The sequence below is a fragment of the Actinokineospora alba genome (assembly GCF_004362515.1).
Classification (GTDB): Bacteria; Actinomycetota; Actinomycetes; order Mycobacteriales; family Pseudonocardiaceae; genus Actinokineospora; species Actinokineospora alba.
In genome coordinates this window covers 3,286,849-3,312,289 of the sequence record NZ_SNXU01000001.1, presented here as the reverse complement: position 1 = coordinate 3,312,289, position 25,441 = coordinate 3,286,849, and the positions used below count along the sequence as shown (strand labels likewise).

Here is a 25,441-nt window from a genome sequence, read left to right as displayed (position 1 = left end):
AAATAAGAGAACTGGCAAATGTCAACTACTCATCCCGACTTTCGGTCGTCGACACCTTCCTGGGCGGCGGGAAACAGGGCCATCCTGGATGCATGTCCGAATTCTCTCGGCGCGCTTTCGTCGCCAGTGTCGGTGCCGTGTCCGGCGTGGGTCTGCTCGGCGGGTCCTGCGCGGCCGAACCGGCCGCCCAGCGCTACGTCACCAGTTCCGGCGCACCCGACTGGCCCGCCGTGCGCGCGGCATACCGGCTCGATCCGAATGTGAAGAACCTCGGCCTCTTCTACCTGGCGTCCAACCCCAAACCGGTGCGCGACGCCATCGAGCGCTACAGCGCCCTGATCGACGCGAACCCGCTGTCGATCAACTCACCGCCCGCGGGCACCAGTGCCGAATCGGCGCTCGCCGGGTTCATCGGCGGCGTCTCGGGCGAGATCGCGTTGGTGCAGAACACGACCATCGGTCTCGGTCTGGTCTACAACGGGCTCGTCGTGAAGCCCGGCCAGGAATTCCTGATCACCGAACACGACCACTTCGTGCACAACGGCGCCGCCCGGCTGGCCGCCGAGAAACGCGGCGCCACGGTGCGCCAGATCAGCCTGTTCACCAACTCCGCCACCGCCACCGTCGACGAGGTCACGTCGAAGCTGCGGGCCGCGATCACCGCCAAGACACGGGTCGTCGGCACGACCTGGGTGCAGTCCAGCTCCGGGGTGCGGATGCCGGTGGAGGCCATGGCCGCGGTGGTCGCCGCCGCCAACCAGGGCCGGACCGAGGCGGACCGCTGCCTGCTGGTCGTCGACGGCGTACACGGCCTCGCCGCGGTGGACGCCGATGCCGCCAGGCTGGGTGCCGACTTCTTCGTGGCCGGGACGCACAAGTGGCTTGGCGGACCTCGGGGCACGGGGCTGATGTGGGTGAAAAGCACGGCGCGGCAACACTTGCGGCCGATGGCTTCGACGTTCACGTCGAACCCGCTGACGCCTGGCGGGTTCGTCGCTTATGAGCATCGGTGGGCGGTGCCCGCGGCGGTGGCGTTCCAGCAGGAGATCGGGCGTTCCGCGGCGGCTGGGCGGATCACGGAGTTGAGCACGCGGCTCAAGGATGGGCTCGCGGGGATTCCTGGGGTGACGCTGCAGACGCCTCGGAGCGCGTCGATGTCGGCGGGCATCACGTGCTTCGAGAAGAGCGGCGTCTCGAACGGCGCCATCGTGGAGGCGTTGCGGGCCAAGGGAATCCTCATCACCACGGCCAGCCACCGGATCGGCTACGCCAGGATCGGCACCGGCCTCCCGAACACCCCGGAGGAGGTCGACGCCGCCCTGGCCGCGATCCGCGCCGTCTAGCTCTCCCGGCTGAGCGAGGTCCACAGGGCGATGCCGAGCCAGACCATCGTCGCGCCGACGACGGTGTGCACGGCGCCGGTGGCGGGCGACTCAGGCAGCCGGGCGGCGACCGGCAGCAGCACGACGCTCATATACCCCCAGGCGGGGACCGTCGGGAACACCTTGGCCCGCACCAAGGACACCGAGAACAGCACCGAGCCCACGGCGAACACCGCACCCGCGAGCAGCAGCGCGGTGTTCGTGGGTCCTTGGCGCAGCATCGCGACGGTCGCGTCATCGAGAAAGTAGAACGCCATGTTCAGCGTGAACACCGCGCCCGCGAACAGGCCGAGCCCCACCATGTTGACCCCGTAGGCCACAGCGCCGAACCCGCCCTGAACATGCGACTGGCGCAGGTGCAGGGCGACGGCGAGTGGGATGGCGAAGGCCGGTGAGAGTCCGAGCAGGAAACTCGTCAGCGCGGTCTCACCCGCGAGCCCGTCGTAGAGGCCCGGGATGGCGATCAGCAGCCCGGCGAGCACGCCGCAGACGGCGCTGAACCGGAAGGACTGGGTGGACAGCATGGGGACGACTCCCTTTGACGACAACGGTTTCCCCGACCTGACGAACGTATGAGCCGCCGCCGCGGCCAGGTAGTGCCGCGAAGCCAGGCCCGGGCAGCCGAGCGGCACGTGCCGTTCGGCCAAACCTCGGCTCGACCGGTCCGAACCGGTGGGCGCCGCCGTAGCCTGGGCGGCATGGTTCGAGATCCGTCCCGGGCGGCAATGTGGGTCGCCTGGCTGCTCTACGCCCTCGTGCTGGCCGCCGGTCTGTACTACGCGGCCACGGGTCTGGGCGGGGACGTCCAGCCGACGCGGCTCGCCGGGTTCGTCGCGGGACTCGCCGCGCTGGCCGCCGTGGAGCCGCTGGGGCGGACGGCGTCACTCGGGTGGACGGTCGGCCTGCTCACGCTGAAAGTCGGCCTGTTCGTGCTGGTCGCGGCCCTGGACGACTCCGGTCTGGCGCGGGCTTTGTTCGTTCTGGTCCCCTTCACCGCGTACCTGACGATCTGCCGCCGCGCGGGCCTGCTGCTCGGGGCGGTGTGCATGGCGGCGCTGCTCGCGAGCTTCAGCGTCGCCGTGCCCGACTGGCACACCGACGCGGGCCGGGTGTCGGACGTGCTGATGTTCGGCGTGGGTCTGGTGCTGGCCCTGTCGATGGCCGCGATCGCGGTCGACGCCCGACGCGGCGCGGCCCGGATGTCCGAGCTGGCGGCGGCGAACGAGCGCAACCGGCTGGCCCGCGACATCCACGACAGCCTGGGCCACCACCTGACGGCGATCTCGGTGCAGTTGGAGAAGGCCTCGGCCTTCCGCGACCTGGACCCGGCCGCCGCCGAGCGGTCCCTGTCCGACGCGCGGTCCGCGGTCCGGCGGGCGCTCGATGACGTGCGGCTGTCGGTGCGGACCCTGCGGGCCGACACTCCGTTCAGCCTCACCACGGCGGTGGCCGAGTTGGTCGGCAACGCTCCCGGCGTCACGCTGAGCGTCGAGGGAGTCGAAGACGGGACCGACCAGGCGACGCGCACGACCCTGTTCCGCGCGGCCCAGGAAGCGATCACCAACGCGCGTCGACACGGTCAGGCGCGGGCGGTCGCGGTGAGCCTGGCGTTCGACCAGCCGGGGACGCGGCTGGTGGTCACCGACGACGGGCGTGGGTTCGACCCGGCTGGGGCGGAGGGGTACGGGCTGCTGGGGATGCGGGAACGGGCGGCGCTGGTCGGCGGGCGGGTCGAAGTGTCGAGCACGCCAGGCGCGGGCGCGCGGATCGCGGTGACAGTTCCATGACCGAGGTTCGTGTGCTGGTGGTGGACGACCAGCAGTTGATCCGGGAAGGAATCGCGTCGCTGCTGGGGATCCAGCCGGGGATCGCGGTCGTCGGGGTCGCCGCCGATGGTGAGGAGGCGGTTCGGCGGGTCCGGGAACTGCGGCCGGACCTCGTGCTGATGGATGTCCGGATGCCGGTGATGGACGGGGTCGAGGCCGCGCGGATCCTGGCGGGCAGCACCAAAGTCCTGATGCTGACGACGTTCGACGATGAGGACTACGTGGTTCGGGCGTTGCGGGCCGGGGCGGTCGGGTACCTGCTCAAGGACGTGCCCGCCGCCGACCTGGCCGACGCGATCCGGCTCGCCAACTCGGGTGTCACGCAGTTGGCGTCATCGCTGGCCCAGCGACTGGCCGCTACGCCACAAGCCGCGCCGCCCGCCACGCTCACCCAGCGGGAGACCGAGGTGCTCCGGTTGGTCGCCACTGGGGCGACCAACCGGGAGATCGCCGCCCGGCTTTACCTGAGCGAGGGCACCGTGAAGAACCATGTCTCCCGGATCCTCGACCGGTTGGCTTTGCGGGATCGCACTCATGCCGCCATTTACGCGCGGGACCACGGCCTGCTTCAGGCCCTGTCCGGTGAGTCCGGGCGCGAATACCGTGTGCCGGACTTGCCGGACAGGGCCTAAGACGTGGCGGTGAGGTACATGCCGCTCGCGCCGGTGGCCGGGGTGTTGCGACAGGTGTGGTTTCCCGTTGTCTTGGCGTACATCAGGGTCAGGCACCGGCCGAGACCGAGTTGGCCGTAGTGGTTGGGGTGCATCGACTCCTGCACCGGGCCCTGGGTGGACTGGCTGTCGATCCAGCGGGCCCATTCGCTGGTCGTGCTCGAGGTGGGCGCGGTGGCACTGACCAGACGGCTGGACTTGGCGCACACCTCTCGGCCTTGAAGCATGTCGCGCAAGTCCAGGAACTGGACGCCCTTTGCCGTCGCCACGCCCTTGAGGCGGTTGGCGATCTGCGGGACCAGGGAGTCGCGGGCCCAGTCGGAGTCCTTGTTCCAGAACGGGCAGCCGCCGGTGTTCGCGCGGCTCCAGCCGCTTTCCGAGTACCGGTTCTCCGCCGCGCGCGGGATGGGTGAGGGGTAGGACTGCAGGACGATTCGGTAGTCGCCTGCCGCGTATCCGGCGCCGGTCATCACCGCGCGGATCTCGTCGATGGACTTGGCTACACCTGCCATCGCGGCGTCCATTTTGCTGTCGACGGCCACCTGCTGGTCGTCGTGGCAGTACGAGTACCAGATGAGGTAGTCGGTGGCGCACTTGGTGATGATGTCGGCGAAGCCGAGGTCGTTGCCGCCGATGGACACCACGATGACCTTGACGTTGTTGGCGGCGGCCACCGACGCGAGTTGGTCCGCTTGGGGTGCCTCACCCTTGTACGCCACACCACCGTTGCCCGCGCGGAAGATGTTCTTCGTGGTGGCGCCCGAGCAGGACAGGTTGATGAGCGCCTCGGTGGTTCCGGTGGCGGACTTGACTTCCGCGGAATCCGAGCGGTGGCAGCCGTTGGCGGCCGTGGGGCCGTACACCCGGGACGGGTCGTAGCCCGAGCCGGTGTAGGCGCGGTCGGTGCCGTCGCGGCTGCCGGAGTTGGTGAGGCTGTTGCCCTTCCACCGTCCGGCCTCGCCGGAGATGTAGCTGTCGCCCAGGGACACGATGGCGGTCGGCCCGGCGGTGGGACTGGCCGACGCGGTGCCCGCGCCCGCCGCGATCAGCGTCAACGGCAAGACCAACGCGCCTGCCGCGAGCCGGGTCCTTCGGGGTGACGTCTGGTTGCCGCGAGATCGGGACACCTTGAGGACTCCTGCCGTCGGCCGCGCAGGAGGGGATGACCGCCGCGGGGCTTGTGTGGGGACTGCGGCGTATCTCACACGGGGACGACTTGTTACCGCAAGGTAGCGAGTGGACTCGATTTCATCACGGTGAAGTCGTCACCCTCGCCCACAACGGACAGTCCATGGTGGACGTTGACACCGGCTGCTTCGCTTGCGGGACTTGGCCTTTATCGGTACCGAACGGACCAGGAAAGCCGCGCCTCCCATGAGGTCGCCAGGCGGGGTGTTTGTTCCCGGGGACTGTCGGCGTTGTTCCCGCGAACCAACGCCGTGTTCGCCACCCGAAGTGGGAAGATGAGCCAGGTGACCTGGCCGCAAGTCCCACTTTGAAGGGAAACCGATGGACCAGTCAGTGCTCGAGGGAATCAACACCCTGGTAGAACAGGCCATCCCGGCGGCCCGCGCCATGCGGATCCAGATCACCGACCTCGGTCCCGGCCACGCCGCCGCGAGCGTGCCGCTGGAGGGCAACACGAACCACCTCGGCACGCTGTACGCCGGTTCGCTGTTCTCCGTGGCCGAGATCCTGGGCGGCGCGATCTGCTTCCCGACCTTCGACGTGTCCCGGTTCCTGCCGACGGTGAAGACCGTGGAGATCCACTTCCGCCGTCCGGCCACCACCGACGTGACCGCCAAGGCGACCCTGTCGCAAGAGGTGATCGACCGCGTGACGGCCGATGCCGAGGCGACCGGCAAGGGTGAGTTCATCCTCGAAGCGGAGCTCACCGACACGACCGGGCAGGTAGTCGCCACCACGGTCGGCACCTACCAGCTGCGCCGGATGGGTTGACCGGCAAGGAAAGGCGGTGGGGCCCGGCATCCCGAACCCCACCGCCACCGATCAGCCTCGGGCAGGCCGTACGGGCTTGAGCATGGCGACCGTGACGACGAAGGCGGCCACGAGCAGGCCAGCCGCCACGCCGAAGGCCATGCGGTAGCCGTCGGTCAGCGCGACCGCCTGGTCCGTGCCCGCGGCCAGCGCCTCCCCGGTGCGGGCGGCGGCCAGCGTGGAGAGGGCGGCGACGCCCAGTGCCATGCCGATCTGCTGGGTGGTGTTGAACAGCCCCGACGCCAGGCCCGCGTCGTCGGCCTTGGCGCCGGACATGCCCAGCGCGGTCAGCGCCGGGAGCACGAGTCCGCCGCCCGCGATGAGCACCATCACCGGAAGCACATCGGTCACGTAGTCCGCGTCGACCGGAAGGTTGACGAGCAGGCTCATCGCCCCGATCAGCAAGGCGAGCCCGGCCAGCAGGACGGTGCGCTCACCGAAGCGGGTGTTGAGCCGGGCGGAGACGAACAGGGCCACGCCGCCGATCGCCACGGCCGCCGGGAGCATCGCCAGACCGGTGTCGAGCGCGCCGTAGTCGAGGACCTTCTGCAGGTAGAGCGCGATCGTGATCTGGAAGGCGAACATCGCCGCCAGGGTCAGGATCTGGACCACGTTGGCGCCGGTGACGATCCGCGAGCGGAAGATCCGCAGCGGCATCAGCGGAGTCTTCGCGGTCGCCTGGCGGACGACGAAACCGGCCAGCAGGGCGAGGGACAGCGCGCCGAAGCCGAGAGTGTGCGCCGCCGAAAGGCCGTACTCCTCGATCTTGACGACGGTGTAGATGCCGAGCATCAGCCCGCTGGTCACCAGCGTCGCGCCGAGCACGTCAGCCCCCGCGGCGAGTCCGGCGCCGCGGCCGCCCGGCAGCACGCGCACCGCGAGGGCGATGGTCGCCAGGCCGATGGGCAGGTTGATGAAGAAGATCCAGTGCCAGCTGAGCGCGTCGGTGAGCACGCCGCCGAGGACCTGGCCGATCGACGCGCCCGCCGCGCCGGTGAAGCTGAAGACGCCGATCGCCTTGGCCCGCTCCCCCGGCTCGGTGAACATCGTGACCAGGATGCCGAGGACCACCGCCGACGACATGGCGCTGCCGACGCCCTGCAGGAACCTCGCGGCGATGAGCGTGCCGGGGTCACCCGCGAGACCCGCGAGCAGCGAGGCCGCGGTGAAGACGCCGACCCCGGCCAGGAACATCGACTTGCGGCCGAGGAGGTCGCCGAGCCTGCCCGCCAGGAGTAAGAGCCCGCCGAAGGCGATCAGGTAGGCGTTGACCGTCCAGCTCAGTCCCGCCGCGGTGAAGCCGAGTTCGGCCTGGATGGCGGGCATCGCGACGGTGACGATGCTGCCGTCGAGGATCGTCATCAGCATCGCCGTCGAGAGCGCGGTCAGGGCGAGTCCGCGCGATCGGGACGAGGTCTGCTGAAGGGTGTTCGTCATGACGGTCTCCTGTTCGTGGATCACAGGAGGAACCGTAGCAGATAGTTTTGTTACAGACGATCTCTTTCGGGCCTACTTGTTGCTCTGCCGCGCCCGACGGGCAGGCTGAGACGTCTCCACCGGGGTGGCCAGATGGCCGCTGACCAGCCCGTTCATGACGCGCAGAAACACCTCGCGGTCCTCGTTGGGCACCGCGTCGAGAACCGCCTTGTGCACACCGTCGACGATCCGCTGGCTCTGTTTGGCCACCTCGGCACCCTTCTCGGTGACCGCGATGACCCGTGCCCGACGGTCGGTCGCCGAAGGTTTGCGCTCGGCGAGCCCCGCCGCTTCCAGAGCGTCGACGGTGACGACCATCGTGGTCTTGTCCATGTCGCCGATCTCGGCGAGCTGGATCTGCGTGCGCTCCTCCTCCAAGGCGTGGACGAGCACGCAGTGCATCCGCGCGGTCAGCCCGATCTCGGCGAGCGCGGCGGCCATCCGGGTCCGCAGGACATGGCTGGAGTGGTCGAGCAGGAACGACACGTCCGGTTCGGCGCGGGTGGGACTCAAAGCCGTCATGCCTCCCAGCGTACAACCAGGACCGTCGCGGATTATCCGCAAGCAATCATCACCGCCGAGGCCGAACCGACGGAATGCTGACAAAAGAATTGGCGACACCGCGCGGCCGGTGACAACGGCGGCGATTTCTGTTTCCGGGACATTGCCACGTTCGGCGGCCACCCCTAGCGTCCGCCAGACAATTCCACAATCACCCTTTCTTCCGCTGACTGGATCGCGGGCGAACGAAGGCCGGCACCGTCGCCGGTCGCGAAGGAGCCGTCGTGCCCAGTGTCGCCACCGCCACCACGTTGACCAGTCAGCTCACCACGTGGGCCACGCTCGACCCGCAGGGCACGGCGGTGTCGTTCCTCGACTACGACACCGCGGCCAACGGCAGCCAGCTCTCCCTGACCTGGCTGGAACTCGACCGGCGGGTGGCCGCGGTCGCGGTCTCGCTGCGCACCCAGGTGAACCGCGGCGAGCCGGTGGCGGTCCTGGTCGACCAGTCGCTGGACTACGTCGTGGCGTTCCTCGCCGTGCTGCGCGCGGGCGCGGTCGCCGTCCCGCTGTTCGCCCCCGACCTTCCGGGCCACGCCGACCGGCTGGCCACCGTGCTGGCCGACTGCCGACCCCCGCTGGTGCTGACCACCCGCGCCGGTGAGCAGGCTGTGCGGGACTTCCTCACCGAGCGCGGACTCGACCCGACTGCCGTGTCCACTGTGGACGACGTGTCGATCGACCTGGCGGACCAGTTCGAGGAAGTCCGGCTCGACGCCGACGACCTGGCGTACCTGCAGTACACGTCCGGCTCGACCGGCTCCGCCCGCGGCGTGATGATCACCCACGGCAACGTGGTGGCGAACGCGCGGCAGTGCGCCACGGCCTACGAGATGCTCCGCGGCCACGCGGTGACCGTGGGCTGGCTGCCGCTGTTCCACGACCTGGGTCTCGTGCTGACGATCGCGGTGCCGATGGTCGCGGGCATCCGCTCGGTGTTCATGCGGCCGATGGCGTTCCTCGAACGACCGGTCCGCTGGGTGCGTGCCCTCTCCGCGAACCCGGGAGCGGTCACCGCCGCGCCCAACTTCGCCTACGCCTATTGCGCGTCCAAAGTGGCCGAAGCCGACAAGCCGCGGCTGCGCCTGGAATCGGTGCACGCGATGGTCGACGGCAGCGAGCCGCTGCAGTTGGCCGCCATCGCGCGATTCGCCGACACGTTCGCCGAGTGCGGACTGCGGCCGGGAGCGCACCGGCCGTCCTACGGGCTGGCCGAGGGCACGGTCGCGGTGACCACCACCGTCGCGGGCACGCTTCCGCTCGCCAGGTCGTTCGACCGCTCGGCGCTGGCGACCGGTCTCCTCGCCGAACTGCCATCCGGGTCGACAGGCACGGTCGAGATGGTCGCCTGCGGCAGGCCGATGGGCCAGAGCGTGCTGATCGTGGACCCGGTGACGCACCGCGAACTGCCGGACGCGACGGTCGGCGAGATCTGGGTGACCGGCTCCAATGTCGGTGCGGGCTACTGGAACCGGCCCGAGGAGTCGACGGCGACCTTCGGCGCGGTGCTCGCGGGCGGCCACGAGGACGACACCTGGCTGCGCACCGGCGACCTGGGCGCGTTCCACGAGGGCGACCTGTTCGTCACCGGCCGGATCAAGGACCTGATCATCGTCGACGGCCGCAACCACTACCCGCAGGACATCGAGCAGACCGTCGAGCGCGGCCACGAGGCGATCCGGCCGCGCAACACCGTCGCGTTCTCGGTGCCGACGCCGGACGGCGAGCGCGCGGTCGTGCTCGCGGAACGCGCGCGGTCGCTGTCCGCGGAGTCGGTGGACCTCACCGCGCTCCTCGCGTCGGTCCGGGCCGCGGTGGCCCGGCGACACGGCCTCGCGCTGCACGACGTGCGGCTCGTCGAGCCGGACAGCCTGGCGCGCACGTCGAGCGGCAAGATCGCGCGGTCCACCTGCCGGGCCCGCTATCTCGCCGAGTGAACCGGCCCGCGGAATCCTGGGAATGGATTAGGTATACGTAGCGTCGGGCCACCGCCATCGGCAATGGACCACGGCGCCCAGTGGTGACCTCTCATTACCCCGTCCGGTTTCCCGGATACCGGCGAATGATCCAGCTTACCGGCATTTCCGTGGGAGGTCTCCGACCGATAATTCCCAGCGGGGCGTGAATAAAGAGCCGATTCGCCACGCCCGCGGACGAGCTTCGGCTGCGTAGCTTCCTTGCCGGAAACCCCTGCAATTGGAAGGACATCACCATGTCCCCGATTTCCAAAGTCCCCCGGGCCGCCCTGGTCTCCGTCACCTCGCTCGCCCTGACGCTGGGCGCCGCGACGGCGGTGGTCGCGTCGGCCGATCCCCGGCCCGCAGGCCCCGACTCCCTCGACACCTCCGTCGCCGCCGCGATGACCGCCGAGCGCGGTGGCGCCGCCCAGGCGTACTTCCAGTCGGACTCGGTCCCGCGGCCGCTGGTCGAGCCGAAGCGGTCCGACGCCACCGGCGAGTGGGCGTTCGGCACCGCGGTGATCCCGATTCCCGGTGACGCTCGGCAGAAGCACGGCAGCCCGGAGGCCGGGATCTTCCTGGCCCGGCTCGACGGCCGCATGTGGCGCGTCACCTTCGACGGCAGCCCCGAGTTCCGGGCGCTGGCGGCGAAGGCGCCGGAATCCGTGCTGTCGGCCGAAGAGCGGAACCTGTTCACCCAGTCGCCCGCCGCCGCGGCCACCGCGACCGGGCTCGCCCTGCCCTGGTCGCAGGGCTCGGTCTGGCCGATGGGCGGCGGCCCCCACGGCTACAGCGGGAGCACCCGGCCGTTCAGCTCGCTGGACTTCGGCGGCTCCGGCAGCGTGCGCTCCGCGGGCCCGGGCAAGGTGTACAAGTCCTGCGTCAAGAACGGCAGCGCGCTGGTCACCGTCGTGCACAACAACGGGTACCGCACGTCGTACTACCACATGACGAACCTGACCACCCTGGCCGACGGGGCGTCCGTGGACACGGGCACCTACCTCGGCGCGACCGGCACGGCGCTGCCCTGCGGCGGCTCCGCCAACGGCGCGCACGTGCACTTCAGCCTGCTGTCGGGCACCTCGTACGTGAGCGTGCACGGCAAGACCATCGGCGGCTGGACCTTCTACGAGGGCTCCCAGGCCTACCGGGGCTACGCCGAGCGCAACGGCACGAAGGTGTACCCGGGCGGGAGGCTGACGAACTACGGTGTGAGCTGATCGAGCCGGTCCGGTCTGCCCCCGGGCAGGCCGGACCGCCTGGGATGGCAATTTCTAGGTATACCTGATTAACAGCGAACCCTGGCTGTGGTCACTACGTAGCTACATCATCGTAGGCATCGCTCGGGCGGCTGATAAGAAGGTGAACCACGATGACGGCTGCCAGGCTCGACCAGACCCGCCCGGAGGCGTCGATCTCCGGGCGGACCGTCGAACTCGCGACCCTGGTGGGCGCGGTCGCCGAACGGCACCGGCTCGTGGTGGTCGAGGGTGAGGCGGGCGTCGGCAAGACCCGGCTGCTGCGCGAACTGTTGCGCGACCCCGCGATCGCGGCGCACACGGTCCTCGAAGCGCACTGCCTGCCGGTGCGGACGACCCACCCGTACGGCGCGATCGTCGAGATGCTCGCGGGCGCGGTGGACGAGTTGCGCGCGGTCGGGCCCACGCTCGCACCGATCACCGGGGCTTTGGCGCCGCTGCTGCCCGAACTGCGCGGGCTGCTTCCCGAGCACCAGGCCCCGCTGTCGCCGTCGGTGGCCCGACACCAGGTCTTGCGGGCGGTGGCGGCGGTGCTCGAAGCGCTCGACCGGCCGCTGCTCGTGCTCGACAACCTGCAGTGGGCCGACGAGGAAACCCTTGACCTGGTGCGGTTCCTCGCAGTCTCCCCGCGGAGTGCGGTGACGGTCGTGACGCTGTATCGCGGCGACGAGATCAACACCAATGACCTGCTGGAGGCCTATCGCGGCCGCGGACACGCCATGACCCAGCTCGAGCTCGCGCCGCTCACCGTGCCGGGCGTCGCCGAGTTCCTCCGGGAGTACCACGGGTGCGCGGACTTCGCCGCGGAACTGCACCGCCGGAGCGCCGGGCTGCCGCTCGTCGTCGAGGAACTCGTGCGGGAACTCGGTGATCACCCGACCTCCGCCCGGCTCGATGAGATCGGCGTTCCCGCGCGGGTCCGCGACGCCGTGGTGGAACGACTCACCCACCTGGGCAGATCGGCCACCGCGGTCTGCCGCGCCGTCGCCGTGTTCGGCCAGCCGGCGACTGAGGCCGACATCGCCGCGCTGTCCGGCCTGTCGGACCGCGGAATGACGGCCGCGCTGGAAGGCGCGCTGCGCGCCCGGATGCTCCACGAGACCGCGCGCGGCCACTACGACCTGCGCCACCCGCTCGCCGCCCGCGCGGTGTACGAGGCGATACCCGGCCCGCGCCGCCGCGAGATGCACCTGCGCGCGATCAAACGGCTCAGCGGGTCCGCCCGGCCCGGCCTCGCGCTGCTGGCCCACCACTACCGCCACGCCGACGAACTGGACCGCTGGGTGGAATGCGTGCTGGCCGCCGCGCAGGAGGCGGCCGACACCGGGGTCCCGGCCGCGGGGATGCGAATCCTGGAGAACGCGCTCGACGACGCCGAACTGCCCGTCTCGGCGAAGGAGGCCGTCGCGCTGCGGCTCAGCCGCGAGATGCTGCAGGGCATCGCGACCCCGGCCACCATCGACCGGCTGCGCACCGTCGTGCGGGACTGGCCGCTGCCCAGGGACGTCGGCGCCGAGATCCGGATGAACCTCGGCCTGGTGCTGGTCAACCAGGTCGGGCAGGTCGTGGCCGGGCAGCGGGAGATCGAGCGCGCGCTGACCGACCTGCCCCGCAGGCGCACTGTCCGCGCCCGGGGCATGGCGACCCTGGCGTTGCCGCAGGTCGGGTTCGTCCCGGTGGCGACCAACCTGCGCTGGCTGGCCCAGGCCGAGCAGGCCTGCGCGGGCACCACCGACAGCGAGGCCATCGCGGCCCTGCGGGCGAACCGGATCACCGTGCGGATGCAGATCGCCGACCCGGGGGCGTGGCAGGTGATCGACACGCTGCCCGCCGCGCCGGTGGCGCCGAGCCTGCGCCGCCAACTCGGGCGCACCCACTTGAACATGGCCGACGCCGCGGTGTGGAACGGCCACTTCGGACCCGCGCGCCACCACCTCGACGCGGCCGCCGAACTCGTCGACGACCGGTCCGCGCCCTACCTGTCCTCCCTCGCGGCGGGCACCGAACTGCGGCTGCTCGCCGCGACCGGGCCATGGGACGGTCTCGCCGAGAAGGCCGACCGGCTGGTGGCCGCGGTCGGGCAGATGGGGTACCTGGCCGCCGACGCCCTGCTTGTCCTCGGGTGGCTGCGGACCTGGCGGTCGAGAAGCAGCGACGCATTGCGCACCTTGCAGTCGGCGACGGAAGCGGCGCCCGGGCACGTGCCGATCGTCGTCACCGCGCACGCGGGCCGGGCGGCGATCCTGTCCGCGCGCGGGCAGGTCACCGGTGCCCGCGCGGAGGCGGAAGCGGGCCTGGAACTGGTGCGGCAGAAGGACAACTGGGTCTGGGCGGCCGAGCTGGCGCCGGTCGCGACCGAGGTGTTCCTGCAGACCGGTCGCGCGCCGGAGGCGGCCGCGCTGCTGGCGGAGTTCCGCCGGGGCATCCAGGGCCGGGACGCCCCGCTGGCCGCGGCCGCCGAGCTGGTGTGCGCCGCACTGCTCGCGCAGCACCGCGGCGGACATACCGAGGCAATGGCTCTGTTCGCCGAGGCCGCCGAACGCTACCGGGCGCTGCCGCACCGCCGGGCCGCCGCCCGGGCCACCGAACTGTCCGGGCTGTGCGCGGCGGAAGCCGGTGATCCGGCGGCCGCGGTGCGCGACCTGACGGCCGCCGAAGCCGACTACGCCGCCCTGACCGCCACCACCGACGCGCTGCGCTGCCGCAAAGCGTTGCGGCGACACGATCCTCGCCGCCCCACCCGGGGCCGCCGCGGCTACGGAAACGCGTTGTCCCCACGGGAGAAGGCTATCGCGAAGTTCGCCGCGAGCGGGCTCACCAACCGGGAGATCGCCGAGCTGCTGACCCTGTCACGGCGCACGGTCGAGTGCCACGTCGCCAACATCATGCGCAAACTGGACGTGTCGTCGCGGACCAGCCTGGGCGGCCTCCTCGACTGAGAACGCCCGCGCTCAGTCGACACCGAAGACGAGACAGAACGGGTGGCCCGCCGGATCGCGGAACACCCGGAACCCGTCCTCGTGGTGCGGTTCGGTCACCCGGGTGGCCCCGATGGCGAGCACCCGCCGCTCGGCGTCGTCGACCAGCACGTCCAGATGAACCTGCTGCGCCCCAGCGGAATCCGGGAACGGCGGGGCCACATGATCCGGCGTCCGATCATGGATCTGGGCTTTCCCAGACTCCCTGCCGGTCAAACCCGCGGAGGTCGGGACGCCGCGTGTTGATCACACCATCGGGTGAGACAGGTCTGTTTTTCAGGGGTTGAAACGTCTTACCAGTGTGGCTCGCAACGGAGCGGGCGCTTCCCCACCGAGAGGAACGTAGTGGTGCTTGTGGTGATCACCATCGACGGCGGCGCACGCGAGGGCGCCGGTCCGTGACAGAGGAAGGGGTGGCGGGCGACGTCGATGGACTCGCGCGCCGCGACGCCGAGTTCGCCGAGTTCTACCGCGCGGGCTACGACAAGATCGTGGCTCACATCCGCCTGCTCTCCGCCAAGGTCGATGCCGAGGGGATCGCCAACGAGGCCTGCGCCCGGGTGTACACGAACTGGTTCACGATCAAGGAGACCTACCAGGGCTACGCGGTCGCGGTGGCCAGGAATCTGGTGAAGGACGAGGTCAAGAAGACCGAGGTGCTGCCGATGGCACCTGAGGAGGTGGCCGACAGGTTCCGCGTGAACACGCCAGGCCCTGAGGACCTGCACGCCGAACTGGATGTGGCCCGGGAGGTCTACAAGGCGATCGCGCGACTTCCGCCGGCGCAGCGCGAGCCGATGCTGCTCGCGGCTCAGCAGCGGACGGTGCCCGAGATCGCCGACGCGCTCGGTCTGCCACGCGCGACAGTCACCAAATACCTACGCCGCGGGAGGGCGCGGCTGGCCAAGGCCGGTCTGGGCAAGGGGCTGGAGCGCCGATTCAGCCCGTCGGCCCCGAAACCGCGGCCCGACCCGGAACCCGAGGCGCCCCCCGCCTCGGCAATCGACGAATCGGAACGAGCGGAATCGGGAGCACGCGATGCTTGACCGTTTACTGAGCTTGATCCCCGGGTCCCGCACGGCCCGTCGGCACGCGGCCGTGATGGCCGAAGTCGAGACACTCGGTGCGGTGCTGCGGCGCCCCGGCACCGATCCGGCCGCGATGGAACTGGCCATCCAGCGGATCATCCAAACCGGTCGTGCCGCGCGGGCGCCGCGGTACCGCACGCCGCTGTCATTGGAGGAGACCGCGAGCGCGTGGGCCGAGGCGCTCTCGGCGCGGGCCTACATCCCCATCCGCCGCGGCGAGCTGCTCGAGTCGCTGCGGGGCATGGCCGAACGGATCGCCGAGGCGTCGGCGGGCGATTTGGCGCGAATCTCCGGCGAGGCGGGCCGAGAGCTGGGGCAGCGGCTGCGGGTCACGCCGCGCGCGTTCGAGGACCTCCTGGAGGTCCTCATCCCCTGGGTCGAGCACCACCACCCAAGCGAGGACGACACCGGCTTCCCGATCCGGGCCAAGGCACTCGCCGCGTTCGCGGGCGCTTTCGCCGAGGGAGCCCGGAACCGGGTGTTCGACGAGCAGCTCACCCTCGCCGAGAGCCTCGGCACGCTCCGGCAGCGCCGCTGCCATGATCTCGTCCGGTTCGATCCGCTCGAGTTTCTGAACAAGCTGCGGGAGGACAGCGAACCCATGGTGCAGCTCGACCGGCACGGGCGGGTGCTGGCGGCGAACCCGTCGGCCATGGAGATCCTGGCGCTGCCCGACGACGACTCGATCGCGATGCTCGACGACTGCGCCTACGGCGACCGCGACTCGGCCGTGGTCCAGGACGCGCTGGAGTCCATCGCGGATGGTGTCATCCTGCACGTCGAGTTCGCCGTCGCCTGGCCGGAGGGGACCTTCAAGGCCTGGGTGCGCGCGACGCTGTGCTGGCACGCGCCCACCGGCGACAACCCCGGCCGGATCGGCCTGGTGGTCGAGGACGCGACCGCGCAGTACGCGTGGCGGCGCCAGCTCGACCAGGTCACCAACCGCGACGACGTCACCGATCTTCCCTCCCGCAACGCGTTCCTCGACCGGGCACAGGTCCGGCTCGACGCCGCGGCCCGGCGCGAGAACGACTCGGGAGCCCTGGTCGGTGTGTGCGTGATCAGGCTGGTCGGCCTCAACCGGATCACGCGCGAACTCGGCCCCCAACACGCCGACGCCGTCATCACCGCCGCCGCCGCGCGGACGGCCGCGGCACTGTCCGGCACGTCGGACGCCACCATCGGCAGGCTCGACCGCGACACCGTGGCGATCCTGCTGGCCGATCCGCGCGGCTGGGCCGATGCCGCGAGGCTGGTCAGACGCCTCTCCGCCTGGCTGGCCGAACCCGTCCGCGCCCATCGGCGCGACCTTGTCATCAGCCCGCGCATCGGTGTCGCCGAAGCGGATCCGCGGCACACCACCGCGAAAGAGCTGCTCACCGGGGCCGAGGCCGCCCTCGACACCGATCTCGCCCCTGCCCGCAGGCCGTGGACCGCCACCGACGACGGCGGCTCGAGCAGACAGGCAGGCATGAGCCTGATCGCCGCGCTTCCCCGCGCCATGGCCGACGACGAACTCCACCTCGCCTACAGCCCGGTGATCCGCATCAGCGACGGCGCCATCGACGGGCTCCGCGTCCACGTCCGCTGGCAGCACCCGGACCTCGGGGACATACCGGCCGATCCGGTGATCGCGCTGGCCGACGAGCTCGGCGTGGACCTGCCGCTCTGCCGGTGGGCCCTGACCACGGCCACTCGCGACGCGGCCCGCTGGCGCCGGGACCACCCGTACAACCCGCCGTTCGTCCAACTCACCGTCCCCGCCCGGCAGGCCGCCGACGAAGCCCTCCTCGACCAGACCCGCGCCGCGCTCACCGATTCCGGCCTGCCACCCCACCTGCTCCAGCTCGCGCTCCCACCTGATCGGGTCCTCGGGGAGGACGGCCGGGTGCGCCCGCAGGTGACCGGCCTGGACACCATGGGGGTGAGTCTGGTCCTCCACGGGTTCGGCACCACCTTCGCCGATTACCATCAGCTCACCAACCTCCCGCTGCGCGGCGTGCTGATTCCCTCCGAGCTGACCGCGAACCTCCACAACGGACTCGAACACCGTCCCCTTCGGACAGTCGCACACGCCTTCGTCGGCATCGCGACGGATCTGGGCCGCACCGCCCAGCTCGACGGGATCATCAACCCCGACCAGCTCCACGACGCCCGCTTCACCGCGGCCACCCACGCCCACGGAACGCTCTTCGGCCACCCGCTGCCCGCCGACGACATCGACGCCCTGCTCCACGACAAACCCGCCCTCCTCTCCCACAACTGGGTCGACAGCTACCACCACATTCCCGTCCCCCGACGCTGAGCACCCTGGTTCCGGCCGCCCGGCTGTGCCATCGTGGCCGGGACGGATTGGTCTGGACCTAAGGAGTCGGCGGATGCGCGGCACCACAGTGCCACCGGGAACGCCCTGCCCAGCACCGGACGACGGCAGCCTGCCGATGCACCGGCTCGAAGTGGCGCACCCCAACGCACTGCCCTTCGCCATCGGCAGCTTCGACACCATCGGCCCACTGTCGCGCGCGACGTTCCCGCACCGGCACACCTTCCACGAGATCGTCCACGTCACGGCGGGCACCGGCACGCACGTGGTCGACCTCGCCCGCTGGGACCTCCGCCCGCCGCACCTGGGTGCCATCGCCCCTGGGCAGGTGCACCACTGGGAGGACGCCGACGACCTGGACGGCTCCGTTGTCCTGTTCACCGACGACTTCCTGCTCGACCACCCCGCCGACCGTGACCTGCTGCGCGGGCTGAGCGAGCGGCCGTGGCTCGCGCTGGACGACAGCGCGAACACCGCCATCACCCGGCTGATCGCCGAACTGCACGAGGAGTACCGCCGGGCAGCCGACGGCTTCGAGACCGTCCTGCGAGCGCTGCTGCACGTCCTCGTCGTGCGGATGGCACGGCAGCCCTCGGTGCCCGCGCGGGCCGCGCCGAGCCGGGCGGGGGCGGTGGCCGAGGAGTTCGCCCGGCTGATCGGCGGCGCCGAGCCCGAGCTGTGGTCGGCGCGGGCCTACGCCGAACGCATCGGTGTCAGCGCGGGATATCTCGCCGAGGCCGTCAAAGCCGCGACTGGCCGGACCCCCGCGCGGCTGGTGCGGGAGGCGCGCACCCATGAGGCGAAGCGGCTCCTCGTCAAGACCGACCTGACGGTGCGGCAGATCGCCGCCCGCGTCGGTTTCGCCGATCCGGCCTACTTCTGCCGCTTCTTCCGCCGCGAGACCGGGGTGAGCCCCGGCGAGTTCCGCCGCGGGTGATGGCAACGGTGACCCCTGGATTCACCACGTTCGCCCAGTCCAGTCCATCGTCGGGCGGCGATCGGCTCCGTAGGTTCGGTTTCGATCCCGACACGAGGAGCACGCATGGATGGCGAAAAGTCACACCCGAGCCGGAAAACGGTGCTGCGGGCCGCGTTGGCCGCAGGAGTCGCGATGCCGGTCGCCATGATCGGCATACCGGCCCTGGCCCGCACCGCCGCGACGAACGGCGGAACGCCCGCGCTCACACCGCAATGCGATGACGGGGACGACCCGACCCCGCCGCAGACCGAAGGCCCGTACTTCAAGCCGAACTCGCCGCGCCGCACCTCGCTGGTGGTCGCGGGCACCCCTGGCACCCGGCTGACCGTCACTGGCTACGTCTTCGGACTCGCCTGCCAGCCGCTCGGCAATGTCCTGCTGGACTTCTGGCAGGCCGACGTCAACGGCGCCTACGACAACACCGGCTACCGGTTCCGCGGACACCAGTTCACCGACGGGCGGGGCGCGTTCACACTCACCACGATCGTGCCCGGGCTCTACCCGGGCCGCACCAGGCACCTCCACGTGAAAGTGCAGGCCCCGAACAAGCCCGTGCTCACCACCCAGCTCTACTTTCCTGGGGAGCCGCGCAACAACACCGACCCGATCTTCGACCCGCGCCTGCTGATGACCGTGCGGAACGTCGGCAGCGCGCGCGAGGCCACGTTCGACTTCGTGCTGAACGTGGCGGGGAATCCGCCCACGTCGACCACGACCCCGCCGACGAGCACGACCCAGCCGGGCGGCACCTGGGCGGTGGGCACCGCGTACGCCGTCGGCTCCCGAGTCACCTACGGCGGGCAGGGATATGTGTGCCTGCAAGGACACCTCGCCCAACCGGGCTGGGAGCCGCCGTCAACCCCCGCCCTGTGGCGCGCGGGCTAGTCCGCCTCCCCGGAATTTTATGTCGGGGTCACCTGGCGGGTGATGGTGCGGGGCGGTGGGTGACCGTGGTCAGGCTTCATCACGGTCCCCTTAGGCGGCGGTTGGGCAGGGCGGCGGTTGTCCGACGCCCCCTCATCACCAGGCGTCGGAGAGGTAGCCGCGGGTGTCGTTGTCCGGGTCGTCCGGTGGTGGGGGCGGTTCGGGTTCCGAGTACGCGGCCAAAGCGGCGATCTCGGCCGCCGTGGTGGCGGGGGCGGCGGCGATGGCCGCCTCGCGCTCGGTCTCGGGTAGGGCGTGCCAGGCGTCGGCGGCTGAGCGTAGGGCGCCGACGGTGTCCTCGGCGAGGACCGAGGAGTACAGCAGGTCCCTCGGCCGCATTCGGCCCGCCACCACGTCGCGGGCGAATTCGCCGAGGTCGCCGGGTTCCCGGGCGAGCAGCCGCATCCGGGTCTCCATGGCTTTGCGGCCTTCGTCGGTCCGCCAAGGGGTGGTCATCGGACCGCCGGGTGTCGGTAGGGCTCGCCCGGCCAGGCCGCCGCGGCCACCTCGCCGTTGCCCGCCACCATCTCGGCCGCCGACTGGATGCCGTGGGCCAGCATCCGAACCTGGTCCAGCAGCTCCGCGATCGGGAGCACGGAGTAGACGACAGCGGCGAACGCCTGCTCCGGCTTCTCGCCGCGAATGACGTTGACCGCGCCGCCGACGACCGCGCCCAGGCCCTTCACCTTGAGCAGTGCCTCGAGCACGGCGTCGATCAGGGTGTCCATGGCGACGTTGAGCGCCTGGAACGCGTGGAACGCGGAGCGGGCGAAGTTCTTGATCTTCCAGCCGGCGTCGACGCAGAACTTGGCGTGGTCGGCGCACGCCTGCGAGTACGCGGCCAGCCAGTTCTCCGCCGCGGCCGCGGCGTTGCCGTTCCAGCGGTCCTGGATCGCGTAGCGCCCGCGGTCGACGTTGGTCTTGATCCGGCCGAACGCCGTCGCGGTGTCCTCGAACACCGAACCCTGGCGCATCAGCCCTTTCCAGTCGCCCGCGACCAGCGTCGTGACGGCGCTGAACGGATCCCAGCCGACCAGCCACTTCAGCAGGTCGCGCACGTACGGCGCCACCGACGCCGCCCCGGTGAGCTTGTCGATCTCACCGTCGAGGTCGAAGTCCCAGCCACGGCCGTCGTTGTCCCTGGGCTCAGGTGGGGCGGTGTAAGGGAACTCGGGGTTGTGCGGGTCCCGCCAGGCGTCTTCCCAGTCGGTGAACCCGCCCGCGGTCTCCGGCGCCGTGACGGTGTCGCCGCCGACGCGCTGTGACGTCGCCGCCGGGTACTTGCTGTCCAGCCGCGCTTCCTCGGCGGCGTCGGTGGCCACATAGAACTTCGCCGCCTCGACGAGCGAACTGTCGCACTGGTCGGCGAGTGTGGACGCCCGCTGGCAGTTGGACAGCCCCAATGCCTGCCACCGGTCGAGCGGCCCGGCCAGCATCCCGAGCAGGCCTTCGCCCAACTCGCTGGGACCTGCGCCGTTGTTCGCCGCCGCGAAGATCGACGCGGCCGAGCCCGCCCGGCCCATCAGCTTCGCCAGCGCGCTGATGGACGGTGGATCCACCTTGAAGTTCACCTGAGCACCCCCGCGACGCACTCTATGACAGGTACGCCGAGCGTGGCGACCTTTAGGTCCTAGTCCGCCACTTCTGCCCGATGCCCCGGATCATCGCCGGGTACACGATCAGGTGCCGCAGCGGCGCGATCCCCAGCATGTAGGCCTTGCCGAGCAGCCCGTTCGGCTTGACCAGCACGGCCATCTGCCCGCGGTAGCCGCCGTCCTCGCTCTGGACCCAGCCGAGGTGCAGCACCCCGTGCACGGTCTTGTTGGCGATCTCCGCCACCCATTCGGTGTCCGTGAGGTACACGGTCGTGAAGGGGACGCCCTCGAAGGCAGGCCCGGGCGGTGCGTCACGGAGATCGGCGGGCAGCCGGTCGCGCAGCGTCTCCACCCGGGTGCCGAGGCCGGAATCCGGGTCGTCCCAACCGAAGAGCTTGCCGAGCTTCCACCGGATGGCGAAGAGCACCCGGGCGGCGCGGGACGGATTGTCCGACGTGTCGCCCTCGACGAACTGGCGCACGAGCCGCGGGAAGTCGTCGGGACCGCCCGGTGTCGGCAGCGCCCACACGTCCTCCAGGTCGAAGTCGCGGGTGAGCTCGTGGACGCGCCAGGGCTGCGAGGTGTGCGCGGTCTTCGGGAGTTTCACTTCGGTGGCTCCTTGTCCTGGATCAGGCCGAGCACGCCCGCGACGGCGCGCGCGGCGAGCAGTTCGTCATGCGGCACCCGGCCCGCGAGGGCGATCACCGTCCCCTCCAGCGCGCCGACGAAGGCCAGCGCGAGCGTGTCGACCGGGGGTCCGGGCGGGATCGTTCCGTTGTCCCGACCGGCTTCGATGAGCCTGCCGCAGCTGTCGGCGATGAGGGCGTAGCTCTGCTCGACCACGTGTCCGACGGGGTGGTCCTGGCCGGAGAACTCGACTCGCAGCGCGACGGCCATGCGTGCCACGTCGCGCCTGCAGAACAGGGCGTGGCGACGCGCGAGGGTCAGCAGCGCCGCGACGGGGTCGGACTCCTGGTCGACGAAGTCCCCCACCTCCGCCTGCCAGGTGTCGAGGACCCACTCCCACACGGCCAGGACCAGGTCCTGCTTGTCCTTGAACTGGTGGTAGAGCGCACCTCGGGTGTAGCCGGCGTCCTTGGCCACCTGTTCGAGCACGAGATTGCCGTAGCCGTACCGGGAAAGCCCCCGGGCGGCGGACTCCAGCAGCGCGGTGCGCGTGCGGGCGCTGCGGTCGGCGTGACTGGTCCGCATCCTGGTTCCGATCAGTCGGTCTTGGCGGTGAGGACCTTCGGCGCGGTTCGCCGGTGCCCCAGGCCGACGAACACCCAGACGATCCGCGCGAGCAGCGGCCGCCGGAAGTACAGAAAGGTCGTGAGCACCCGGCGCCTGGGCTCGACCCCGCGCCCCACCATGACGACGCGCATCAGCGGCAGTGTCGTCTCGAGGTGGATCACGTCCGGCCCGGACTCGACGATCCGGAACGGGCCGACCTGCTCTTCGGACGCAGGCGTGTCGTGGATTCCCAACATGCCCACGATCCGCTTGACCACACCCCCGGTCGCCTCCAGCCCGGCGCGAACCCAGGCTGCGACATGGCGCCGCCTTCGGCGGCGCGGCTCGGCCGCTTTTGTGGTGACGTTTCGGGGGTCCCGCACGAACACTGCCAACTTCGATGGCGTGTCCGTGCGGAACCCCCGAAACGTCACCGCGACCGAGCGTGGGGGCATGGTCATCAGGCACATATCTGAGCAGTATGTCCGCTGGGACGTTCTACTCGGGAGGGGGCTCTGGGTGGCCGGAAGCGAGTCGCTGGTAGCCGAGGTGGTCGCGGTCGTGACCGCCCCTCCCGCCGTCGTGGTGATCACCGGGGACGCCGGGATGGGCAAGTCCTGGCTGGTCGAACGGGTGCTCGACGCGGCAGGCCGCGGCCGGGTCGTCGTCGGGTGCCGGGGTTTGCCGGACGGTCCGTACGTTCTCGTGCGGGAGTTGGTCAGCGGCCTGGGCCGCGGTGACCCGGGGCCGGTCCTGGCCGCCGTCGAGGCGGACGAGCTGCATCGGGTGTGCGAGGCGCTGCGTGATCTGCTCGACGCGCGGCTGGTGGTCGTCGAGGACGTGGAGTGCGCTGATCACCGTTCTCGACAGGTGTTGCGCTACCTGGTGACCCGGCCGCCGGAGCACGCGGCGCTGCTGCTGACCTGGACCCCCGGCGCCGAACCGCCGCTGGGCACCCGGCTCACCTCGGCCGCGTCGACCGGCGTGCACCACGTCGAGGTCGGTCCGCTGACCGCGGCCGAGGTGGCGGCGCTCGGCGACGGGTCACACGCCGACGAGGTGCGTGAGCTGACCGCGGGCGTGCCGGTGCTGGTGCGCGCGCTGGTGAACCATCTTGAGCACGACGGTCCACGGGAAGCACTGGCCCGCAAAGGGATTCCTCAACCGATCGCCGAACTGGTCGACGAGCGACTGTCCCGGTTGCCCGAGCGGGCACGGCAGGTCGTCGACGCCGCCGCGCTGTCGCGGGGTCCGGTGTCGGTGCCGTTGCTCAGCGAGGTGTGCGGGCTCGGGCCACCGGAGGTGGAGACCGCGTTGGCCGCCGCCGTGGACGCCGGTGTGCTGGTGTCCACGGACGGACGCGCGTTCGCCTTCCACCCGCCGATCACCGGGATCGCCGTGGTGCGAATGCTGCATCCGGTCGAACGTCGGCGCCTGCACGCGGCGTACGTAGCGGCGTTGCGGCAGCGTGACGAGGACGCACTGCCGGACCTGGTGTTCCACAGCCGGTTGGCGGGAGAGCTGGTCGCCGCCGCCCGATACGCCGAACGCGCGGCCCAGCACACGAACCCAGCCGAAGCGGTCGAACTGTTGCAGGAGCTGCTGTCCGAGCCGGACCTGCCCCGCCCCGAGCGGGGTGCCCTCGCAGTCCGGTTGGGGCGCCTCGCGTTGAGCAGTCTCGCGTACGACGAGACGGTCGCGCTGCTGCGCGACATCCTCGCCGATGGGCGGCTCCCGGCCGGGCTGCGCGGCGAGCTTCGCCTGGATCTGGGGCTGCTGCTGGGAAATCAGGCGGGCGACGGCGACACCGGTCGGGCCCAGCTCCGGATCGCGGTCACCGAACTCGCCCGCCGTCCGGCGCTGGCGGCCCGGACGATGTCCGCCTTGGCCGTTCCGTTCTGGGGGAACTGCCACGTGGAGGAACATCTGCGGTGGCTGGCCGAGGTCGAGCGGACCGTGCCCGACCGCGGCGATCCGGTGCTGCTCCTCGCGACCGCGGTCAACCGGGCGAGCACGCTGGCGCAACTCGGCGACCCGCGCGCCTGGGACGCCATCGCCGCACTCCCCGACGACGGGGCGACGACCGGTGAGCGGCGTGAACTCCTGCGCGGCTGCGCCAACTTCTCCGACGCCGCGATCGCCCTCGGACACCATGCGGCGGCCGCGGACTTCCTCACCCGGGCGGCGGACCTGGCCGGGCGCAGCGGGCCGTCATATCCGTGGCAGATGGCCACGTCGAACCGGCTGCGTCTCGACCACGTCACCGGCCGATGGGACGGCTTGGTCGAGCGCGCGCGGGCCTATCTGGAATCCGCTACGCACACTACGTTCGTCGCCGTCGACGCCTCGCTCGTGCTGGCGCAGCTCGCGCTCGCCAGAGGCGAGTGGGACGAGGCGGAGGAATACCTTGGCGCACACGGGCTTCGCTCGATGAACGGCTGGTACGGGCCGGTGGTGATCTGTGCCGCCGCGACGCGGGTCCGGCTGGCGCTGGTCCGCGGCCGGGGCGAGGAGGCAGTCGGCGAGCTGTCGGCGGCGGTGGAGATCCTGCGGCTCAAGGGAGTCTGGGCGTGGGCGACCGAACTCGTCGACGCCGGGGTGGAGGCCCTGCTGCACACCGGTGACCTGCCGCGGGCGCGGCGGCTGCTCGACGAGTTCGCCGCGGACGTCGAAGGGCGCGACTGCCCGTTCGCGCACGCGATGGTTCCGTTCGGGCGGGCCGCGATCGCCGCGGCGCGGGACCGGCTCGACGAGGCGGCCGCGCTCTACGGCGAAGCCGCGACGCTGCTCGCCGCGCTCCCCCGGCCCTACGAACAGGCGCGCGCCCTGGAAGCCGCCGCACGGTGTCTGCCGCCGTCGCCCGGGCAGCTCGCGGAGGCGAGCAGGCTGTTCACCGCGCTCGGGGCCACGTGGGACCTCGCCCGCTGCGACCACCTCGTTCGCGAGCACGGCGGCACTACCGGCGCGCGCCCCGGACGCCGGGGGTACGGCACGGAGCTGTCGCCGAGGGAACGCCAGGTGGCGCGCCTGCTCGCCCTCGGCCGCACGAACCGGCAGATCGCCGAGGTGCTGTTCCTGTCGCCGCGCACCGTCGAACGGCACGCCGCCCGCGTCCTGCACAAGCTCGGCGCCCCCGACCGCGACGCGCTGCGGCCGGAGGACCACAGCTGATCGAAGGCGTACCCCTACG

The 25,441-nt window shown here is 71.0% G+C and carries 22 protein-coding genes; 12 read left to right on the top strand and 10 right to left on the bottom strand.

All coding sequences use genetic code 11. The features are described 5' to 3' along the window. The first annotated feature begins 92 nt into the window (after positions 1-92). Entirely contained in the window at positions 93-1,343 is a 1,251-nt protein-coding gene (locus tag C8E96_RS15235; RefSeq protein ID WP_091373859.1) for an aminotransferase class V-fold PLP-dependent enzyme, read from the top strand. Here C8E96_RS15235 and C8E96_RS15230 read toward each other — a convergent pair. Next, the gene (locus C8E96_RS15230) at positions 1,340-1,906 is read right to left on the bottom strand and encodes a hypothetical protein (RefSeq protein WP_091373855.1); all 567 of its coding nucleotides are present in this window, start codon (positions 1,904-1,906) and stop codon (positions 1,340-1,342) included. The genes C8E96_RS15235 and C8E96_RS15230 overlap by 4 nt on opposite strands. A gap of 174 nt (positions 1,907-2,080) precedes the next feature. Here C8E96_RS15230 and C8E96_RS15225 point away from each other — a divergent pair, with 174 nt between their 5' ends. Then, a complete protein-coding gene (locus tag C8E96_RS15225; protein WP_228769846.1) occupies positions 2,081-3,169 on the top strand; it encodes a sensor histidine kinase in 1,089 nt (362 codons plus the stop codon). Continuing rightward, entirely contained in the window at positions 3,166-3,840 is a 675-nt protein-coding gene (locus C8E96_RS15220; protein ID WP_091373847.1) for a response regulator, read from the top strand. Before C8E96_RS15225 ends, C8E96_RS15220 begins: the two co-directional genes overlap by 4 nt. Here C8E96_RS15220 and C8E96_RS15215 read toward each other — a convergent pair. Then, positions 3,837-5,006, bottom strand: coding sequence for a GDSL-type esterase/lipase family protein (locus C8E96_RS15215; RefSeq protein WP_166658010.1), 1,170 nt, complete (start codon positions 5,004-5,006; stop codon positions 3,837-3,839). The two genes, C8E96_RS15220 and C8E96_RS15215, sit on opposite strands and share 4 nt — an antisense overlap. A 382-nt stretch (positions 5,007-5,388) precedes the next feature. Here C8E96_RS15215 and C8E96_RS15210 point away from each other — a divergent pair, with 382 nt between their 5' ends. Then, positions 5,389-5,838, top strand: a complete 450-nt coding sequence (locus C8E96_RS15210; protein WP_091373840.1) for a PaaI family thioesterase — start codon at positions 5,389-5,391, stop codon at positions 5,836-5,838. A gap of 51 nt (positions 5,839-5,889) precedes the next feature. Here C8E96_RS15210 and C8E96_RS15205 read toward each other — a convergent pair whose 3' ends face one another. Both C8E96_RS15205 and C8E96_RS15200 read right to left on the bottom strand, forming a co-directional pair. After that, positions 5,890-7,314, bottom strand: coding sequence for an MFS transporter (locus tag C8E96_RS15205; protein WP_091374283.1), 1,425 nt, complete (start codon positions 7,312-7,314; stop codon positions 5,890-5,892). A 72-nt stretch (positions 7,315-7,386) separates the two neighbouring features. Beyond that, a complete protein-coding gene (locus C8E96_RS15200; RefSeq protein WP_091373836.1) occupies positions 7,387-7,875 on the bottom strand; it encodes a MarR family winged helix-turn-helix transcriptional regulator in 489 nt (162 codons plus the stop codon). Between the two features lie 263 nt (positions 7,876-8,138). Here C8E96_RS15200 and C8E96_RS15195 point away from each other — a divergent pair, with 263 nt between their 5' ends. The 3 genes from C8E96_RS15195 (at position 8,139) to C8E96_RS15185 (ending at position 14,070) form a co-directional block, all read left to right on the top strand. Beyond that, complete coding sequence (locus C8E96_RS15195; protein WP_166658009.1) at positions 8,139-9,851, top strand: fatty acyl-AMP ligase; 1,713 nt, start codon at positions 8,139-8,141, stop codon at positions 9,849-9,851. 275 nt (positions 9,852-10,126) lie between these two features. Then, entirely contained in the window at positions 10,127-11,092 is a 966-nt protein-coding gene (locus C8E96_RS15190; RefSeq protein WP_091373828.1) for a M23 family metallopeptidase, read from the top strand. Between the two features lie 152 nt (positions 11,093-11,244). After that, entirely contained in the window at positions 11,245-14,070 is a 2,826-nt protein-coding gene (locus C8E96_RS15185; protein WP_091373825.1) for a helix-turn-helix transcriptional regulator, read from the top strand. 12 nt (positions 14,071-14,082) lie between these two features. On the opposite strand, the gene C8E96_RS15180 is transcribed toward C8E96_RS15185, so the two are convergent. Further along, the gene (locus C8E96_RS15180) at positions 14,083-14,325 is read right to left on the bottom strand and encodes a VOC family protein (RefSeq protein ID WP_166658008.1); all 243 of its coding nucleotides are present in this window, start codon (positions 14,323-14,325) and stop codon (positions 14,083-14,085) included. A 197-nt stretch (positions 14,326-14,522) separates the two neighbouring features. Here C8E96_RS15180 and C8E96_RS15175 point away from each other — a divergent pair, with 197 nt between their 5' ends. The 4 genes from C8E96_RS15175 (at position 14,523) to C8E96_RS15160 (ending at position 19,384) form a co-directional block, all read left to right on the top strand. Next, positions 14,523-15,155, top strand: a complete 633-nt coding sequence (locus C8E96_RS15175; RefSeq protein WP_166658007.1) for an RNA polymerase sigma factor — start codon at positions 14,523-14,525, stop codon at positions 15,153-15,155. Beyond that, a complete protein-coding gene (locus C8E96_RS15170) occupies positions 15,148-17,502 on the top strand; it encodes an EAL domain-containing protein (protein WP_091373819.1) in 2,355 nt (784 codons plus the stop codon). Before C8E96_RS15175 ends, C8E96_RS15170 begins: the two co-directional genes overlap by 8 nt. 73 nt (positions 17,503-17,575) lie before the next feature. Next, positions 17,576-18,457, top strand: coding sequence for a helix-turn-helix domain-containing protein (locus tag C8E96_RS15165; RefSeq protein ID WP_176926755.1), 882 nt, complete (start codon positions 17,576-17,578; stop codon positions 18,455-18,457). A 105-nt stretch (positions 18,458-18,562) separates the two neighbouring features. Beyond that, positions 18,563-19,384: a dioxygenase family protein gene (locus C8E96_RS15160; protein WP_091373811.1), complete on the top strand. Its 822-nt coding sequence runs from the start codon at positions 18,563-18,565 to the stop codon at positions 19,382-19,384. A 135-nt stretch (positions 19,385-19,519) separates the two neighbouring features. Here C8E96_RS15160 and C8E96_RS15155 read toward each other — a convergent pair whose 3' ends face one another. From C8E96_RS15155 to C8E96_RS15135, 5 genes are read right to left on the bottom strand one after another with little or no spacing between them, the layout of a single operon-like run. After that, positions 19,520-19,879 (bottom strand): hypothetical protein, encoded by a 360-nt coding sequence (locus C8E96_RS15155; protein ID WP_091574855.1) that lies wholly within the window; start codon positions 19,877-19,879, stop codon positions 19,520-19,522. Further along, positions 19,876-20,994, bottom strand: coding sequence for a hypothetical protein (locus tag C8E96_RS15150; protein WP_091373806.1), 1,119 nt, complete (start codon positions 20,992-20,994; stop codon positions 19,876-19,878). The genes C8E96_RS15155 and C8E96_RS15150 overlap by 4 nt, the downstream gene beginning before the upstream one ends. A gap of 52 nt (positions 20,995-21,046) precedes the next feature. Then, on the bottom strand, positions 21,047-21,625 hold the full coding sequence (locus tag C8E96_RS15145; protein WP_091373803.1) for a DUF2867 domain-containing protein: 579 nt from the start codon (positions 21,623-21,625) through the stop codon (positions 21,047-21,049). Beyond that, positions 21,622-22,230 carry a TetR/AcrR family transcriptional regulator gene (locus C8E96_RS15140; protein WP_091373800.1) on the bottom strand — a complete coding sequence of 203 codons (609 nt, stop codon included), beginning with the start codon at positions 22,228-22,230 and terminating at the stop codon, positions 21,622-21,624. Before C8E96_RS15140 ends, C8E96_RS15145 begins: the two co-directional genes overlap by 4 nt. Before the next feature lie 11 nt (positions 22,231-22,241). Further along, positions 22,242-22,634, bottom strand: coding sequence for a hypothetical protein (locus tag C8E96_RS15135; RefSeq protein WP_133794481.1), 393 nt, complete (start codon positions 22,632-22,634; stop codon positions 22,242-22,244). 136 nt (positions 22,635-22,770) lie between these two features. Between C8E96_RS15135 and C8E96_RS15130 the strand changes: the two genes are divergently transcribed. Continuing rightward, entirely contained in the window at positions 22,771-25,422 is a 2,652-nt protein-coding gene (locus C8E96_RS15130) for a LuxR C-terminal-related transcriptional regulator (protein WP_091373795.1), read from the top strand. The last annotated feature ends 19 nt before the right edge of the window (positions 25,423-25,441 follow it).